At 34.7% G+C, this 18,450-nt stretch carries 16 protein-coding genes; 3 read left to right on the top strand and 13 right to left on the bottom strand.

The annotated features are described in order from the left end of the window. Window positions 1-143: 143 nt before the first annotated feature. From HHU12_RS21340 to HHU12_RS21305, 8 genes are all read right to left on the bottom strand, one after another. Window positions 144-3,128: a hybrid sensor histidine kinase/response regulator gene (locus tag HHU12_RS21340; RefSeq protein ID WP_169658767.1), complete on the bottom strand. Its 2,985-nt coding sequence runs from the start codon at window positions 3,126-3,128 to the stop codon at window positions 144-146. Between the two features lie 15 nt (window positions 3,129-3,143). After that, window positions 3,144-4,601 carry an NADH-quinone oxidoreductase subunit N gene (locus HHU12_RS21335; RefSeq protein WP_169658766.1) on the bottom strand — a complete coding sequence of 486 codons (1,458 nt, stop codon included), beginning with the start codon at window positions 4,599-4,601 and terminating at the stop codon, window positions 3,144-3,146. 10 nt (window positions 4,602-4,611) lie between these two features. Further along, window positions 4,612-6,360 (bottom strand): complex I subunit 4 family protein, encoded by a 1,749-nt coding sequence (locus HHU12_RS21330; protein ID WP_169658765.1) that lies wholly within the window; start codon window positions 6,358-6,360, stop codon window positions 4,612-4,614. A 33-nt stretch (window positions 6,361-6,393) separates the two neighbouring features. Further along, on the bottom strand, window positions 6,394-8,445 hold the full coding sequence (locus HHU12_RS21325) for an NADH-quinone oxidoreductase subunit 5 family protein (RefSeq protein ID WP_169658764.1): 2,052 nt from the start codon (window positions 8,443-8,445) through the stop codon (window positions 6,394-6,396). 31 nt (window positions 8,446-8,476) lie between these two features. Continuing rightward, window positions 8,477-8,785 (bottom strand): NADH-quinone oxidoreductase subunit NuoK, encoded by a 309-nt coding sequence (gene nuoK, locus HHU12_RS21320; protein WP_169658763.1) that lies wholly within the window; start codon window positions 8,783-8,785, stop codon window positions 8,477-8,479. A gap of 50 nt (window positions 8,786-8,835) precedes the next feature. Next, complete coding sequence (locus tag HHU12_RS21315; RefSeq protein WP_169658762.1) at window positions 8,836-9,312, bottom strand: peptidylprolyl isomerase; 477 nt, start codon at window positions 9,310-9,312, stop codon at window positions 8,836-8,838. A gap of 121 nt (window positions 9,313-9,433) precedes the next feature. Continuing rightward, window positions 9,434-10,141 carry a response regulator transcription factor gene (locus tag HHU12_RS21310; RefSeq protein WP_044201675.1) on the bottom strand — a complete coding sequence of 236 codons (708 nt, stop codon included), beginning with the start codon at window positions 10,139-10,141 and terminating at the stop codon, window positions 9,434-9,436. Window positions 10,142-10,304: 163 nt separating this feature from the next. Next, entirely contained in the window at window positions 10,305-11,387 is a 1,083-nt protein-coding gene (locus tag HHU12_RS21305) for a nucleoid-associated protein (RefSeq protein WP_169658761.1), read from the bottom strand. Window positions 11,388-11,773: 386 nt separating this feature from the next. On the opposite strand from HHU12_RS21305, the gene HHU12_RS21300 reads away from it, so the two are divergent. Further along, window positions 11,774-12,094, top strand: coding sequence for a DUF3467 domain-containing protein (locus HHU12_RS21300; RefSeq protein ID WP_169658760.1), 321 nt, complete (start codon window positions 11,774-11,776; stop codon window positions 12,092-12,094). 49 nt (window positions 12,095-12,143) lie between these two features. Here HHU12_RS21300 and HHU12_RS21295 read toward each other — a convergent pair whose 3' ends face one another. The 3 genes from HHU12_RS21295 to truA all read right to left on the bottom strand — a co-directional run bounded on the left by HHU12_RS21295 (window position 12,144) and on the right by truA (window position 14,704). Beyond that, window positions 12,144-12,473 carry a tRNA-binding protein gene (locus HHU12_RS21295; RefSeq protein WP_169658759.1) on the bottom strand — a complete coding sequence of 110 codons (330 nt, stop codon included), beginning with the start codon at window positions 12,471-12,473 and terminating at the stop codon, window positions 12,144-12,146. A 6-nt stretch (window positions 12,474-12,479) separates the two neighbouring features. Continuing rightward, a complete protein-coding gene (locus tag HHU12_RS21290) occupies window positions 12,480-13,391 on the bottom strand; it encodes a hypothetical protein (RefSeq protein ID WP_169658758.1) in 912 nt (303 codons plus the stop codon). Between the two features lie 515 nt (window positions 13,392-13,906). After that, window positions 13,907-14,704, bottom strand: a complete 798-nt coding sequence (truA, locus tag HHU12_RS21285) for a tRNA pseudouridine(38-40) synthase TruA (protein ID WP_169658757.1) — start codon at window positions 14,702-14,704, stop codon at window positions 13,907-13,909. Window positions 14,705-14,804: 100 nt separating this feature from the next. Between truA and HHU12_RS21280 the strand changes: the two genes are divergently transcribed. Beyond that, window positions 14,805-15,320, top strand: coding sequence for a GNAT family N-acetyltransferase (locus HHU12_RS21280; RefSeq protein ID WP_169658756.1), 516 nt, complete (start codon window positions 14,805-14,807; stop codon window positions 15,318-15,320). 47 nt (window positions 15,321-15,367) lie between these two features. Here the strand turns inward: HHU12_RS21280 and HHU12_RS21275 are convergent, their stop codons facing one another. Both HHU12_RS21275 and HHU12_RS21270 read right to left on the bottom strand, forming a co-directional pair. After that, window positions 15,368-16,354 (bottom strand): YhdH/YhfP family quinone oxidoreductase, encoded by a 987-nt coding sequence (locus HHU12_RS21275; protein WP_169658755.1) that lies wholly within the window; start codon window positions 16,352-16,354, stop codon window positions 15,368-15,370. Between the two features lie 166 nt (window positions 16,355-16,520). Beyond that, window positions 16,521-17,015 (bottom strand): SixA phosphatase family protein, encoded by a 495-nt coding sequence (locus tag HHU12_RS21270; RefSeq protein WP_169658754.1) that lies wholly within the window; start codon window positions 17,013-17,015, stop codon window positions 16,521-16,523. A 245-nt stretch (window positions 17,016-17,260) separates the two neighbouring features. On the opposite strand from HHU12_RS21270, the gene HHU12_RS21265 reads away from it, so the two are divergent. Continuing rightward, window positions 17,261-18,418, top strand: a complete 1,158-nt coding sequence (locus HHU12_RS21265; protein WP_205959949.1) for a putative type IX sorting system protein PorV2 — start codon at window positions 17,261-17,263, stop codon at window positions 18,416-18,418. Window positions 18,419-18,450 lie beyond the last annotated feature (32 nt).

Below are 18,450 nucleotides of genomic sequence, written 5' to 3'. Positions count from 1 at the left end.
GAATTGCATGTTATATTTGAGTCAGACTTGTAATAGATTTTTTGTTGGAACTCAAATTTATGCAAGTTAAAACCCCGAAAAAAGCCTAATTCGACATTTTTCGGGGTCTTTTTTACATTTTATAACAAGTAAATAACTCATTGTTAGTAGATTAAGTATTTACCAGGGTTCCCTAAGTAATCAATATACTTGCTGAAGCCAGTATCATACTCTTGAAGCAGAATATAAATTGATTTCAACCTTGAAAGTCTATGTTCTGCACTAAGACTTGTAGCCATAGTGAGTTCTTTAATTTCAAGAATCAATTCTTTATGATCATTAGGATCAAAGTATTTCTTAATATGAGCCTGATCTTTTAGCAAGTACTTTTTCAATGTATTGATCAAGTCATTTCTATCCAAAGGCTTCGTCAGATAATCATTAATTCCCACTGCAAAAGCATGGAATCTCTTATCCCAATAAGCATCAGCACTCAAAGCAACAACTGGCGTTGTCACCCCTAAATCCTGACGTAGTTTTTCCGTTGTTTCAATACCTCCCAGGATTGGCATATGCAAATCCATCAGAATAAGGTCATAGTTAGTTTCTTTGATCTGTTCAATTGCTTCTTGGCCATTTTCAGCTATCTCACATTCCAATGAAAGCTGTTTGAAAAGTGCTTTCATCATGAACTGATTCATTTTATTATCTTCTACAATCAGCACTTTAGAATCTGGCTTAAACGAAACCTCTGCCTCTCTGCCATTCTCTTCCAAGATCTCATTACGATCCGCTTCAATAATCGGCAACTGAACAATAAATGTTGCTCCTTCTCCTTCTATACTATAAACTCTGATCTGCCCTTTCAGCATTTCTACTAGTTTTTTAGAGATTGCCAAACCTAATCCAGTCCCTCCATATTGCCTTGTCACAGAGTTATCCGCTTGCTCAAAAGAATCAAAAATCACATCAATTCTATCTTCAGAAATACCAATACCCTGATCGTGTACAGAGAGTTGCAGGCACTCATCATTGGCAGACACTATGATCTTAATTTTTGTTTTCTCCTTGGTAAATTTAATCGCATTGGTAAGAAGATTGGTCAAGACCTGTCTGAATTTAGTAGAATCTGTCACAAAATGAGTGGGTACATTCTCACTAATTTCAGTATTGATGACCACTTCTTTTTCGTGAGCTGAAGGCGTATGGATTTTCACAACTAAATTGATAAAACTTCTAATATCAATTCTTTCATGGAAAACCTGCATTTTCCCTGCATCAATTCTGGAATAATCTAAAATATTATTGATCAGCTCTGACAGGTATTCGCCATTAAAGTAGATATACCTTAGCTGTTCAATAAACTCTTCAGAAAGATTTTCGGAGAAAGACTTACGATACAATACATTACTTAGACCAATTATCGCATTTAAAGGAGAACGTATTTCATGTGAAATATTCGCCAAGAACATACTTTTGGCTTTATTTGATTTCTCAGCTGCATTACGAGCTTCCTTCAATTCAAATTCTACCTTTTTCTGTTGTGTTAAGTTCCAGCATACACCGTGCATTTCGTACTTCCCATTCTGAAGTCTAGATTTACCATAAATCTGAATATACTGTATCCCTCTGACACTATGGTTGATCTTTACAGATATATTTACATTATGAAGCTGTCCTAAAAAGATTTTGTGGAATAAAGACACAATTTTCAGGCGTTCTTCCCTTACTACAGTACCTAAAAAAGTTTTTAATGGTTTATGAGCGGGGGTATCACTAATCCCAAAAATCTTACTGATTTTCTGATCCCATGTAAATTTCTCATCAGGAGTAAAAGACCATGCACCAATTTTGGCGGCATTTAGAGCTAAATCAAGTTTTAGCTGTTGTTGATTCAGCTCAAAAGTTCTCTCCTTTACCTTTTGTTCCAATGAGCTATTCAGCTGCTTAATCTGTAATTCGTGTTTCCATTTTTCTGTTATATCTAAGTTATACACCGCTATGGCATAAATCTCATTATTGACATTGACCAATGGTGAAAAAACCGATTGGATGAAAACATTATTATCAAACTGGAATTCTGTCTCAAAAATTTCCTTTTGTTGGAAAGCTCTTTCAAAATGAGGACTATAATATTCAAAAAGTTTTGTATAAGGAGCACTATTTAAACAATCACCTTCTTCTATATCAATATTTAAAAGGTTTTTAATTAGATCTCTGAATTTGGTATTGAAAGAAATGAATTTAAAATTGGTATCGATTGAGAAGATATAACTTTTAGCACTTTCAATTAAGACTTTAGTTTGCTTATGAGCCTCCTTTAGCTCCTGTTCTGCTGCGTACTTTTCAGTAATATTATCGATGAAAACGATATCTTGAAGATTCTTCTCATCCCCTATTGTTTCTTTTCTTAGATTGAAGACCCTTTCAAGTCTGGCAAATTTCACAATCTTTTCCCCTTCCGTAATATCAAGTTCACCAATACCAAAAAGTTCTTCAAATGACATACCCAACAAGTCATGGGTTTCCATCCCTAATTGATGAGTTGCTGTATCATTAGCATCAATAATGGTGTTATCCTTAATAATTAAGGCACCTAAATAATTATAATGGAAAAGTTGTTTGTATTTTCTTTCGCTTCGCTTTAGGTTTTCTTGAGATAAAATATATTCCGTCACATTTCTTACCACAACTGATACCCCCACAATTTCATCATCGCTCATTATGGGGTTATATGTAGCTTCAAAATAGGCTCTAGTAAAATTCTGCTCGTCACCATAAGACCGTATCACAGAATATTTCTCTCCCTCTAATGCCCTTTTTATATCATTCTCAGCTACATCAGCATCATTTTTCACCCTCATGTAATCCAATATATTCTTGCCAACTTCTATTTTTTTTCCATAGACAGAATACATGGTTTGAGCATGTGCATTATTAAAAGCGAGATAATTGAAGGATTTATCAACAGAAAAAATAACATCAGAGGAATGCTCCATTAGGAGATTGAGCATTCTGAAGTTACGAATACCATTGGCAATAGTCTTCTTTTGTCTTGCTACTAGGCGCACATACATTGATACCAAAATGATAATTAAACCAATGGTAAAAGAGATTAGAATCGCGAAAACAAAAGAGTTGATATACATTTTATCTGTTAGTCATTATATGATAAGCGAAGGCACCAGGAAGGTTAGTACCAAGAACACCCCCAAAATAACAATAAATCTAGATAAAGCAATATTTATATTGATCTGTCCCTTTGTGTTTCGTCTGTAAAGGAAGAAAGGGATTTTCAGATAATAAACTAACGAAATGGCTGTATTCAAAAGTCCAAGGAACAATACAACTACATAAACGATGTCTGAATTGGTATTATAAAGTTCCCAAAGCGATGTAAAAATCAAGAGTTTTGCTGTAAAACCTGCTAATGGTGGAAGACCTATCAAAGATACTACTGCCAAGATAGTTGCAGGGCCCCACAATACGGCATTGTTTGACCAGCCTAAACCTTCAAGCTCTTGCAGATTATCTGTCCCTTTTTCTTTTTCAACTTCACCAATAAAATAGAACATTACATAATTGGCAATTACATATACCCATAAAAAGTAAAAGAGGGCATTTGCTGCAATTTCTTCTTTATTCAATAGCGCAATAATGATCAATCCAGCACTAGCAATAGTACTGTAACCCATTAACCTTCTCAAACCCTTCTGGAAGATTGCTGCAAGGTTACCTATAAACATTGACAGTACGCCAGTTGCTAAAAGGAAGTTACTGATGTATGGATTATCGATTAATTGAGCTTCAACTAAGAATCTATACAAGAAAACTGTTGCACCTACTTTTGGCAACGTAGAGAAAAATGCGACTGCTTCTATCGGTGCAGATTGATAAACATCGGGTACCCAAATATGCATCGGGAAACCTCCAAGCTTAAATACAAAACCCATCATTACTAAAATCGCACCTGTGATATATAGAGGTGAAAATGATTTTGAATAAGATGCTATTCCTTGAAGATCGATTGTTGAGGTTAACCCATAAAGCAGTGACATACCATAAATAGTAATGGCGGTTGCTACAGCTCCAAAGAGGAAATATTTTATGGACGCTTCTACACCTTTCTTATCTCCTTTAAAGGCAGTCAATAAGTAAGACGGAAGAGACATTAATTCTAAAGCTAAAATGGCCACAATAAAATCATTGGCCATTGTAAGTACATGAGCACCAAGTAAGATACCAAGTGCCATCGTCATCCATTCACCTTCCCCTGAAAGTTTTGTTTTGGAGGTCCTTTCACTTGAATTAAAATACAGATGAATGAGCAACAAAATTGTACAAACATCACATAAAATTCTAAGTTTTATACTCCAACTGTCTTGAATCAGCGTAAACAGCATAAGTTTGCTTACGGTAGCTTCAGCAAGAAATGTCAAGTATAAGATATCCACCAAAAGCCCTAAACCCACTAAGATATAAAGGTGTTTTTTATTGATCTGCTTAAAAATTAAATCAATAAGAATAATCGCAATCAATAGAACAGCAATACCTAATTCTGAAACTAAAAAAGGCAAGCTCTCAACGATATTTGATAATTTTGACGATAAGTCTTGTTCCATAATTTATCTATTAAGCACCAATGATTGCTTTGATATAATCCAAACCTACGTAGTTGGCAAACTCTACAAATACAGTTACACTTCCTTCAATAAGGTTGATTAATAATTTTGGATAAACACCCAACACTAATGTAATCACAGCTAATGGTGAAAGCATGATTAACTCTCTCATTGAGAGATCAACTAATTTCTCGTCTACCGTTTCATCCTTCAAGTAGTATTTACCAAGGAAGATTCTTTGCATTGCCCATAGGTAATAAGCTGCACTTAATACCAAACCTAGTGTCGCTACAATTGTCATCCATCTTGGCACAAGATTGTTTACTGCTGATGAATTAAATGCTCCTAAAAAGACAAATAATTCCGCCATAAAACCTGAGAAACCTGGTAAACCTAATGAGGCAAAAAAGGCTATGGTCGCAAGCATTGTATAACGAGGCATTTTAGAAGATAAACCACTGTAGTTTTCTATTTCTAAATTACCTGTTCTATAATAAAGCACCCCTGCAATCAAGAATAAGGCCGCTGAAATAATACCGTGTGAGAACATCTGGAAAATAGCACCTGAAATACCTTCAGCGGTTAATGAAGCAATACCCAACATCACAAATCCCATATGAGATACAGATGAGTATGCAATCATTCTCTTCAAGTTATGAGTTCCTAGTGCTACGAATGCACCGTATAAAATCGAAATCACACCTCCAAGAGCAATGTACCAAGCAAAGTGATGGGCACCATCAGGGAAGATCGAATACGCAATTCTCAACATGCCGTAACCACCAATTTTAAGCAAGATACCTGCAAGCACAACTGAAATCGAAGTTGGTGCTTCAACGTGGGCATCAGGCAACCATGTGTGTAATGGAACGACTGGCAACTTAATTGCAAAACCAATAAAGACCATTAAGAAGGCTATGAATCTCACATGTGTACCGAATAGCATTGCTCCTGAATCCAGTGATAGGATTGCGTTTGGAATATAATTCGATGAGTCCATCATGTGTACTAATGAGAATGTTCTCACCAAGTTAGACTGCTCAATTTCTCCTGAAACTAACATTACATGAACCTTCTCAATAATATCAGGTGTTACTTGTTGTAATGATTCTACTAAGCCTAATTGTACTGCAGTGGCAATTGGATCAATAACTGACGCCGCTAAAGCAATCATGATCACCAAAATGAAAATCGAACCTACTAACGTATATATAAAGAATTTGATGGATGCATATTCACTGTTCTTTCCACCCCAAATACCAATTAAGAAGTACATAGGTAGTAGCATAAATTCAAAGAATAAATAGAACAGGAAGAAATCCAACGCAAGGAAACAGCCCATGATTGTACCACTTAACAGTAAGTATAAAGCATAGAATCCTCTTCTTTTATGTTTTATTTCTAATGAAGAAATTGCTCCAATTACCATCACTATTGCAGTAAGAAGAATCATAGAGTTACTTAATCCGTCAACCCCCAAGGTGTAATCTGCCGAAAGACGGCCAAACGTACCGAGGTTTAACACAATCCACTCTGATTTTTCTAAATACTGAAAAGTATCCAATGATAAAATACCATTCATTTTCTCTGACAATCCTTCATACCCCATCATAAGGTAGGACGCTATCAGCAACTGAAAGGAGTTAATACCAATAGTAATTTTACCGAACTGATTTTTTAAACTATTCGGCAATAAAAGAATTACAAACGTTCCAAAAATTGGAATAAAAACTAATAATGTGAGCAATAACTGCGACATAATCTATATATATACTTTTGTTAGTTTACACGACTAAATAAACCAGAGTACTAGTACCATAATCAGGAGTAAGAAGATTGACCATGCAATCATACTCTGTGTTCTTTCCCCTTGTGGCTTTCTAAATACATCTCCAAAAAGAGCTAGTATTTTTGTAATCAGAGTAACAACTCCATCTACAATTACTCTATCAAACCAAGCCAGCATATGACCAAATACCACATTGGCTACGGCAAATACCTTTACAAAGAAGTCAACCACTTTATCATCGAAACCTCTTACAAATTCTGAAGTTTGAATGGTCACATTGACAAAGTGTTCATCTGCATGAGGAATATTCTCCAATTTGTTTGCAGTGAATAACGTGGTTTTAACTCCCATCTTATATCCTTCGTCCAAGTAGGCAAAGTTATAAGACAGTTTATGTAGTGATGACGATTTCAATTGTTTCTTTACAGATGAGAAAGCCTCTTTGAAGTAAACCATATATGCTCCTCCCGCCCCTAACAATACTACACTCATTGACAAGATTAATCCTAAAGTATGGACACTTTCAGTATTAACTGTTGCCAGACTTAAGCCGTTTTGAAGCCATGTATGTGAGGTCTCAAAAGGTGACAAGGCATAGAAAAACCATAATGTAAACGACCCCAATAAAATAACTGGAACTGTCATTCTATTATTCACTTCTTTAGGTAAAACTAAGCAGTCTTTACATACCTTATGGTTTGCGATACCCAACTTACCGAAGAAGACTTGATACAATAATCGAATAGAATAAAAGGCCGTAAAAGCCGCCGCTGTAAAACCTAAAACGGCTAATAATGTCCACTCCCAGCCTCCATTTGATGCTTTCACTAATAAAGAAGAAAGGATAGCATCTTTAGAAAGGAAACCTGATGTAAACGGCAATCCCATCAAACCTGCTAAACATATACTGAAACCAATAAATGTTTTTGGCATATATTGTTTTAAATTACCCATCCAACGAATATCCTGCGGGTCGAAACCTTTACAGATATCACATGACACTTGATGCATGCTATGAATGATCGAACCTGCTCCTAAGAAAAGACCTGCTTTGAAAAAGGCATGAGTAGTTAGATGGAAAATAGAAGCCTCAGGATCTCCAACACCAATTCCAATCATCATATAACCTAACTGAGAAATTGTTGAGTAGGCTAAAATTCTTTTAATATCATTTTGAGATAAGGCTGAGAATGCACCTAGAAAGGCGGTCAATCCTCCTACAATCCCTATCAGTAATTGTATTTCTGCCGGTAACACGAAAAAGCATCGTGCCAATAAATAAATACCTGCTGCAACCATTGTCGCTGCGTGAATTAACGCTGAAACTGGAGTTGGTCCTTGCATGGCATCAGGAAGCCAAACCGACAGTGGCAATTGAGCTGATTTACCCATTGCTGCCATTGTTATTCCAATTCCTACAATGTATAATGGAAGTATCTGTAATTGGTCGATTTCAGCTGAAAGTGCTTCAATACTTACCGTACCAAAAGTAGAATACAGTGTAATGATAGCTACCATAAAGCCTGCATCGCCAATTCTATTGAGTAGAAATGCCTTTTTAGCTGCTTTAATCGCTTCATTCTTTTCTCTCCAAAAACCGATCAGCATGTAGGAACAAAAACCTACAAGTTCCCAGAAAAGATAAAGCATGATAAGATTATCACTTACCAATACGCCATACATGGAAAAAGTAAAAAGATCTAAAAGCGTAAAATACTTTTTATACTTAGGGTCTCCCTGCATGTAAGCAGATGAAAAAATGTGTACAAAAAGTGATACAATTGAAACCATTGTCAAAAGCACACTGCTCAATTGATCAATTTTCAAGGTCATCTTAAATGAATGTTGTCCCAAAAGGAACCACTCATCTTGTAGAACAATAGGGCTATTGCTCCAAGTGTAGTAGAACACACACAAATTCCCAACGACACTTAACCCGATTAAAGTTGTTGCAATTTTATCTGAATATAAATTCCCCTTTCTGATAAATAGGACTAAGGCACCTATTAATGGAGAAAGTAATGTTATCGAAGTTATGGTTTCTAGAAAGTTCAAAAAGCGCTTTGTCGTTTAATTTTTTAACTTCTTATTCTTCTTTTAAAGTATTGACTTTGTGTAAATCAACAGATCTAAAGTGTTGAAAAAGTCGGATAATCAATGCAAGGGCAACACACACTTCTGCGGCTGCAATGACAATGACAAAAATAGAAAAGGCGGTTCCTTCTCCAAAGCTTGGGTCTCTGTGTGAAAAAGCCACTAAATTAATATTAGCCGCATTCAACATCAACTCTACTCCCATTAAGGCTACAATTGCACTTCGCTTTGTAAGGGCTATTGCCAACCCAATACAAAAAAGAAATGCAGAACCTAACATATAATATGAAAACGGTATCATACCTATTTGTTTGTTTCAATTGGCAAATATGCTCTTATTATTATCAGAATTCAAATAAAAGCAGGTTTTCGTGCGAATATTTCTTCTTCAGGGTAGTCATTAATTGTTATTTTTTCAATTATCTGCCCTTTTTCTATTGAATTTATTTTAACATGATGATTGGTTGCAATCATACCGATTGGAGCGCACACACTATCATAATGTGAAGCTTCTTCTGTATCCAACATAATCACAAGCCGGTCTGAAACATTATAAGGATCTGCTCCTACAAAAGAAAGAAAACCGTATTTATGAGGCTTCACATCAAAGTCCACCCTTGTCATTGGTCTTTCTGCGTAAGGAACGAATTCTTTCTGTGGCCCTATTTTTATCATACCATCTTCCACCATAAATTCCACAACCCAGTTATCATAAACATTGGCGTTGACCAGGTCTACAAACCTCTTGGTGGCAATGGGTGCATCTTCTTCTTTAAAAAGAAAAAAATCGTATTGTTCTCCATCAATCAGAAACTCCGCAATCAGCATTAAAATATTGTCTTAATCTGTACTGTTTTTTCAGCAAATATACTGAATCGGTTTTTTGAAAAAAATAAAAGCCTAACTGCATTAAGCAATTAGGCTTTTTTAGTAGAAAGACTTAATTCAACTAGTCCTGAACTAAGAATTTGAATCCGATACCATGAACGTTTAAAATCTCGATTGTAGGATCATCTTTTAAATATTTTCTCAAGCGAGACATAAATACATCCAAACTACGTCCTTTATAATAATCATCATCACCCCAAACTTCTTGTAAGATATACTCACGTTTGATTAATGTATTACGGTGACGGTGCAAGAATCTCAATAACTCAGCTTCACGAGTTGTCAGTTTTCTTGTGTCTTCACCAATACTTAATTTTTGGTAAGGGAAATCAAGGATATAATTTCCTATGTTGATTTGATGAGGATCATCCTCGTTACCTACCTCAACTTTAGGCTCAGATTTTTGACGCTTCAAAATCACTTCAATACGAAGCAATAATTCTTCTACGTTTACTGGTTTAGTCACGTAGTCGTCCGCACCAATTCTGAACGCTTTAATTTTGTCTTTCGGTAGATTGTTAGAAGACATAAATAAGATCGGAATGTATGGATCTTTAGCTCTAATTTCTTCAGCCAAAGTATACCCATCTTTGTGTGGCATCATAACATCCATGATAATTAAATCATAGTCTGCTTTGTCGTATTCTTTCATGCCTTCCACTCCGTCTTCGGCATGGTTTACAGCATAACCTCTGATGTCTAAATATTTTTTCACAAGAGAGGCTATAATTCTATCATCCTCTACAAGAAGAATCTTCACTGCATCCATAGTATTAATAAATAAGTTTTATGTAATGATGTATATATATATTGTTTTACTTTGTACAAAACAGATATACGCAATAACTCTCTAAGAGTTTTAAATAACAAGTTTAAACAAATGTTAATTGCGTAAAAAATGTTATAATACAATTTATTCTTAGTGATATTCATCACTCTTCTTCATTGAAGAATATCATGTAATAATTCATATTTCTCTCAGAATCATACCCTTTCTCCACATTTTGCTCATTTCCGCTAATGGTGATATTTATCTTCTTATCTAATTTGATAATACTTTTAAATTCTTTCTTAGACTTACGAACGGCCTCCTTTGAAACCTTGAATTCATCGAAAACTGGTATCTCTTTTTTCTCCTGAAAATCGACCTTATATTCTTGAAAAGCTTCGATTGCTTCAGGCTCTTCAATCACATTATTTTCAAAATCGACTACATTAAAATCTTCTTTTTCGTTAAAATACTTCAAAGAACGATTTAAAAGGTCAATTTGAGCAGGTTTTTCTACGGCATGATCTTCATTGAACACTTCTTCAACAAAACCCACACACATATCTAAATAATTTTTTGTATGAAAGAAATTATCTTCCCTAGGTTTCAACTGCAGAAAAGATTCTTTCCAATACAATGCCTCTACAGATTTTGTAGGACTGTCTTTCAGCATCACTTTGAAGCCTTTTTCCTCTTCACATTTAAAAATCAGACATCCTTTATCTAATTTCTTAACACTGACTCCTTCGCTTTGTTCCAGTTCAAAGTTTCCAACATCTGTTTTATCTCCAACAGTCAAAAACATCTCTTTATGTTCTGCCTTAAACAGTCCAATAGCATCCACAACGTCTCCGTCAACTACACAATCTCTCAGTACAGCAATGAATAATTCTCCTCCCTTTATTCTTGGGTGAGTAGAAGCTTCAAAGAGCAATTCTGCCATTTCTCTTGAGCGTGTCATAAACTGCTCATATGGATTTGAGAAAATAGCTTCAGTAGCAACAAACACCTCGTTGTCTGTAAATGATTCCTGACCTTCCGGAGCAGCAAAGTGATACATTGGGCCCGGCTTGAAAGATTTCAAGAAGTAATCCATCACTGATTTGTATAATGGACTGTAGTTTTCAATTTCAATTTCAAACTCTGCTAACTCTATCGGTTCTTCCTGCGTCTTGTTTCCAACTTTGTGTATTACAAGTTGGGATAATTTGACATTGGATAAATCAAATGATTTAATCTTGCTCATTTATAAATATTAAAGGGTATGGTAGGAGATTTTTCTTCTCCGCACTGAAAATCCAAAAAACTTTCAATATTAACAAATTGAACTCAATATCTTTCTAGGTGAAATAATAAAAAGTAGTTAATGTCTCTTTATCATGCAGTTATAAATATATTAAATTTTAGAAAAAAGACATAAGTATATAAATCATATTTTTGGCTCTTTTTTAAAAAGTCCGTAAAATAATGACGATTTATTATGAATTTTAAATCAGTTACTTTTCTGTTTTTGTGGGAAGTAGAAAGTTTTAATATTTACTAACAAGATCAATCCACCCTATTTTCTTTGTTTTATATCTCATTTTTTTGAAATTTGGTTTTCAACTTTGAGTATTATTAATTCAAAATAAAATGGACCAAGAAAATAAACCTGAGAATCAAATCAACATTGAATTAACGGATGATGTTGCTGAAGGCATTTACGCCAATTTGGCTATGATTGCCCACTCCAACAGCGAATTTGTTGTGGATTTCATCAGAATGATGCCAGGAGTACCTAAAGCAAAAGTAAAATCTAGAATTATCTTAACTCCTGAACACGCAAAACGCTTGTATATGGCTCTTCAAGATAATTTAAAGAAATATGAGGCTCAATTCGGGCCTATCGGTAAAACTGAAGAAGCTCCTAAGTTTCCGATGAACTTTGGAATGACAAACACTGACCCTCAGTAGATTCGATTCCTATTAAAAAAGGGATGACTTTTAATGGCCATCCCTTTTTTTATCCTATTTTCAATCCGTTCTGCACTTTCTGATCCGTTGTGAGCAAAGTTACACCCTCACTGCCCAACGTTCCCAACACAAGACACTCTGACATAAAATTGGCAATCTGCTTAGGCGGGAAATTAACAACGGCTATCACTTGTTTTCCTATTAGACCCTCTGGAGTGTATTGATCTGTAATTTGTGCCGAGGTCTTTTTCTCTCCCAATTCTCCAAAATCAATATAGAGTTTATAGGCCGGCTTTCTAGCTTCTTTAAAAACTTCTGCCTTCAATACCGTCCCAACTCTCAAATCAACTTTATCGAAGTCATCCCAATTGATTGTCATGAGTTATTATCCTTTATTGTTTAGAATTTTCTTTACTGATCCATCTCTGTTCAGTTTCGCTTCAACAGTCGTCAAAACTTTTGCTCCATAAGAATTCACCTCTCTGTATTTCATAATCACATTAAGGTATTTTCCTTTTTCTGAAATCAATGTTCTCACATGTTCAAAGCTATTCGGGTCATTCATATCTTTCTTTACATGATCAACAAAGACTGCAATTGCACCCTCATCATCTAAAAGATCTTCCAAGTCTTCTTTCAATTTAATTTCTTCTAAAAGACTTTCTATGGATTTAGGATCATAATCTTCATCTACTTTTGCAAGTTCCTCTCTAGCATCAGAAAACTCTTTATCATTCATAAGCTCAATGGCCTTTTCTACCTTCAATTCATTGTCTAGTTGAGCCACTTTTTTTCCTAATGCCTCCACTTTTCTTTTATTGTAAGCGGTATCGATTTTAGCAAAGTAGGTTTTAGTTTTAGCAATGTTTCTTTCCTTCAGATAATTTTTAGTTTTAGTGATATTTTCTTCGTTCACTACCACAAACAATTTCCCCTTCAAAACTTCAACTTCATCCTTTTTGTATTCAGTGTCTATTAGGTCAATGTATTTTTGGCATGAACCTAACCATTTTTTTTGAAGGCAAACTTTTGCATTCTTATAGGCTGTTTCATTAAGTTCTGTCTTCAAGAGCAAAACACTGTCAGGCTTGTAATCGTCAGCAATTAGATTTAATTGTAATTTTGCTTGAGACAGGCTTTCTACTTTCCCCTGTTTTATAAATTTTTGAATGCTGATAAATCTACCCTCATCAAATTGCAGTGTGTTTTTAATTTCCCCTGCAAAAAAGAAATAAGAGACGGTGCCTACAAATAAAAGAAGAATGACACCTAGTAAATACAAAATAGCCTTTTTCATGGCAAGTACTGTTAGCTTAATTAAATGTAATGATTATAAGTGCTTTGAAAATAACAAAAACATCTCCAATAAAAAAACCTTTTGTTTAATATAGATTAAGCCTCAACAATCTTCTTAGGATGCTAAGAAATCTTAGATAGAAACTATTTTTTAGAAATTATGAGAAATGAATAATAAAAATTAGATTTTTTTAAATCAAAAGTCACACAATAAATCACATCAGAATAATATTTCAAAAAATACACACAAACGTCAAATAAAATTAGAAAATAAAACTAAATAGTTGTTTTTTAGATTATTTATACAAAACACATCAAAATATAATACTGGTCAATCAAAAACTAAAACACAAACCTATAACACTGTTCACTATTTATAATTAATTATTAAAACAACCGATTGCTTTGGATATTTATAGAAAAACTTCATATATTTATATTATAAAACAGCAATAAGAAATAGTTTTTGGGTTATTAAAGGAATTAAAAAGTCAATGGTTTTACCGTTGACTTTTTTTATTTCACTTCATCTTCGTAGCTAATCGCATGTAAATTCAGGCCTGAAGCAGGCGCAACATACCCCAACGGAGTTCTATCATCACTTGCTTTTAATGCATTTTTAATATCTTCTAAAGATAATTCTCCCTTGCCCAACATAAAAAGCGTCCCTATCATAAGTCTAACCTGATGCCTCATAAAACCCTTACCATGCACATGAAAAATATAACTTTTCTCAGGAAAGAAAGAGGCTGACATTACATCATTTTCTTTTATTTCACAGTAATCAATCTTTCTTACTAAAGACACTCCCTCCTTAGGCTGTTTGCAAAAACGTCCGAAATAATGTTCTCCTACATAAAGTTTTGCTCCTTCCATCATTAATTCCAAATCCAGATCATGTGTGATATTGGTCATAAAGGGAGCACAGAAAGGGTGGTTTTTTGTCCCGAAAGAAAACAGGTATTGGTATTCTTTTCTTTTAGAACTCTGGATGATATTAAATTCGTCACCTACTTTCTGAATGGACAAGGCCCTGATATCATTGGGTAAATTTTTATTGAAAAGCTCGAAAAACTCCTCTTCATTTAATTCTTCCCAGACAAAAAGCTCAAAAGCAGAATGATTGGCAGAGACATAGGTATCTGTTCGAGAAGTACCCAATGTTTTATATTTGATTTCACCACCCAACACAAAATTGATGGTTTTGTTGATCATCCCCTGTACTGTCTTCAAACCCGGTTGAACCATCCAGCCATGAAACCTATAGCCTATATATTGTATCTCAATTAAATAATTGTGTCTTTGTTTTTTCATGAGTTCAATAAATTCACAAAAGTTAGGAACTGTAAGTAATTACTTCACTAACTTATTATTACAATCTTTCGTTTTTATACCTAAAACAAATTATTTCAATATGGTAAAATTAATAGATGGTGATCAGATCTTTGGTACATTATGGGAAATATATTTAGAAGCTTTTTCCCCAGCTGAAAGGCGTTCTAGAAAGGATCTGTTAGGCAATATGGAGTTGGACAACTACTATTTCAATGGTATTCAGTTCAAAGACAAAAATTGTGGCCTAGTAGGCTACTGGGTATTTGAGGAGTTTGTCTATATAGAATATTTAGCCATGAAATCTTCAAACAGAGGTTCTGGTGCTGGCAGTAAGTTTTTAGAATTCTTTATTGAAAAGTTTAAAGACAGAACGATTATTCTTGAAGTTGAACATCCTGTGACTAATATTCAGAAAAGAAGGGTGAACTTTTATAAAAGAAATGGCTTCTTCTACAATAAAGGATCTTTTATTCAGCCCCAATACAATGAGGATATTAAGGAAGAAGTAGAGTTGAATATTATGTCTTACCCTGCAAAAATGGATAAGGAGAAATTAGAGAAAACAAAAGAAATACTTTTTGAAAGAGTCTATTAAAAAATAAGGTCATCTTTGATAAATCAGAGATGACCTTATTTTTTATATTATAATTTTACTAGAACTCTTCCGCTTACTTGTCCTTTGAAGATTGCATTGATTTTATCATTCAATCCTTCCAAGCTTACTTCTTCTGAAATCTCGTCCAAATTGTTTGGCAACCAATCTTTACCTACATTTTCCCAGACTTTAATTCTTTCTTCCCTTGGGAAATTTTGAGAATCAATTCCAATCAGGCTTACACCTCTAAGAATAAAAGGGAATACATTTAATGGCAAATCAAATGAAGCCGCATTTCCACAACATGTTACAACTCCAAGTGGATTTGTAGCTTTGATAGCAGTCGCTAGGAAATTACCTCCTACTGTATCAATAACACCAGCAAATTGTGGTTTCAATAAAGGTCTTTCACTTCCTTCTAAAAATGCTTCTCTTGAGATGACTTCTGCCGCTCCAATTCCTTTTAAGTAATCTACTTTATCTGCTTTTCCTGTAACGGTCACAACAGCATAACCTAATTTATTAAGGATGCTTACCGCAATACTTCCTACACCACCTGTAGCACCAGTAACTAAAACATTACCATCATTTGGTGACACTTTATCAATCAGTTTGTAAACAGACATTGCCGCAGTCAAGCCCGCAGTACCCATCATCATACTTGATTTCAAATCCAAGCCAGCAGGCATAGGAATCACCCAAGCGGCAGGCACTTGAATATACTCAGAAAAACCTCCCCAAGTATTCATTCCCAAATCATAACTTGTTACAATAACCTCATCCCCTTCTTTGAAATCTGAAGACTTACTAGAAACTACTGTTCCTGAAGCATCGATACCAGGTGTATGCGGATAATTTTTTGTCACACCTGGCTTACCTAAAGCAGAAAGTGCATCTTTATAATTTAATGAAGAATAAGCTACTTTTACTAAAACCTCACCTTCAGGAAGGTCACTTATCTGTTTGGTTTGGATTGAAGTTGAAAATTCTTTTTCACCTACTTTTTCAGAAACAAAAGCTTTAAATGATGTCATTTGATTTTTGATAAATAATTTATGGTTAATATTTATCGCAATGTAGCTGAGATGACATAATATTAAGGTGATAAAAGTACGTGTTTGCTTTACTTCTTACATTTATTATATTAATAATGTTTATTATTCTATTAGAAAGCTGGTAAAAATCTAAATAACTTTTCTTTTAGCCAACATCGCTACCTTTCTTCGGATATTCGTAAAAAAGCTCTTTACCTTTACCCAAGTTTCTCCATGAGTTTGCTTCTTCAAATTCTATAGCCACTACACCCGATGTAGGTATATTTTCAATGTAGTCTTCTGGCAGAAAATGATTTCTCAAATCTGTAATCGCAGGATTATGAATGACGAGCATGATATCTTGAATATGATCATCAAAATCTTTGATTATTTCTATAATCTCATCATAGAACGCCTCATAAAAATCTTTTTCAAAATGCAATTTCTTGCTTAGCGTTTCAGCTACTTTCTCAGCTGTCACTTTCGTTCGCTTTGCAGGTGAACTAATAATAAGTTCAGGTTTTACCGACTTCTCAAATAAAATCTCTGAGATTTTAACAATATCGTTCTTCCCCCTGTTGTTTAAAGGACGGTCAAAATCAGAAATGATTGGATTTTTCCAACTTGACTTCCCATGACGCATTAATATTAACCTCTTCAATTTCCCTTAATCTTTATTTTATACTAAATTACTTCTGATTTTCTTATAAAAAAACCCGATAGGCGTTATATTTGATATTGTTTGCTAAGTTTAAGTACTCATGTAAGTAATTTTACGTCAAAATCTAATCGCTGAATGTGGGGTGCTTGATTCAAAAAGAGAAAGTGTAACACTTTACACTGGAAGAAGGGAAGTCGTCAAGCAAATCATCATATCTCAATTTTATTAAAACTTTATCTATTCTGTTGGCACAAATCCTTAAATACCTTGGTTTAATTACCCCTCTTGTTTTCTGCATTTCTGATCTTTTTGCTCAGGTTGAAACTCCAAAGTATGTAAACGAATACTTGGCGATCGGTGTGGGTGCAAAAGCATTGGCGATGGGTAATTCTCAAACAGAATTGGTAGACGATGCCACCTCTGGCTATTGGAATCCTGCCGGTTTATTGAACATTGAAGACAAATACACTGTCTCACTTATGCATGCTCAATATTTTGCAGGAATCGCCAACTACGATTTTATTGGTTTTGCTACAAAAATTGATGAGCAATCTGCATTAGGAATCTCAGCTATTAGGTTTGGTGTTGATGACATTCCAGACACTCGTTATTTGTTTGACCCGGATGGTACATTAAACTGGGACAACGTCAAAAGTTTTTCTGCATCAGACTATGCTTTTCTTTTTTCTTACGCTCGACAATTCCCCCAATTACCCAATGTTAGATTTGGTGCAAATGCCAAAGTCATTTATAGAAATGCAGGACAATTTGCTAATGCTTGGGGTTTTGGTTTAGATTTCGGTTTTCAATGGTCAAAAGACAACTGGAAAGTAGGCGTCACAGCCAAAGACATTACCGGTACATATAATATATGGACCTACAACCCTGCTACATTCTATGATGTTTTTGCTTCTACGGGCAATACTATTCCTGACAATTCAATTGAAGCAGCTACGCCACGGTTAATTCTTGGCATGGCAAAACACTTCCCTTTGTGGAAAAGAAGTAAACAAGAAGATGCCGAAGAGTTGATGGGCGTCTTAATTTCATTGGGTGCTGACCTCACTTTTGACGGACAGAGAAATACCGTTGTAAAATCTAATCTAATGAGTTTGGATCCACATGCAGGTATTGAAATTCACTATCAAAAAATGATTTTCCTAAGAGGAGGCATTTCTCAATTCCAGTATATCAAGGAATTCAATGGAAATGAGACACTTGAGTATCTGCCAAGTTTTGGAGCAGGGCTAGCCTTTAAAGGTTTCACCGTTGATTACGCTCTCACCAATATTGGCGACATCTCTACCGCCTCACTATATTCCCATATTTTCAGCTTAAAAGTAAATTTCGGGCATTCCATAAAACGTGCCTCAAATACTCCAAAAAGTGATAAATACTACTAAATCGTTAATATTCAGCCATATTAGTCATTAAA

It is taken from the genome of Flammeovirga aprica JL-4 (genome assembly GCF_012844305.1).
In the GTDB taxonomy this organism is placed as follows: Bacteria; Bacteroidota; Bacteroidia; order Cytophagales; family Flammeovirgaceae; genus Flammeovirga; species Flammeovirga aprica.
This window is presented reverse-complemented; position numbering and strand designations above follow the sequence as displayed.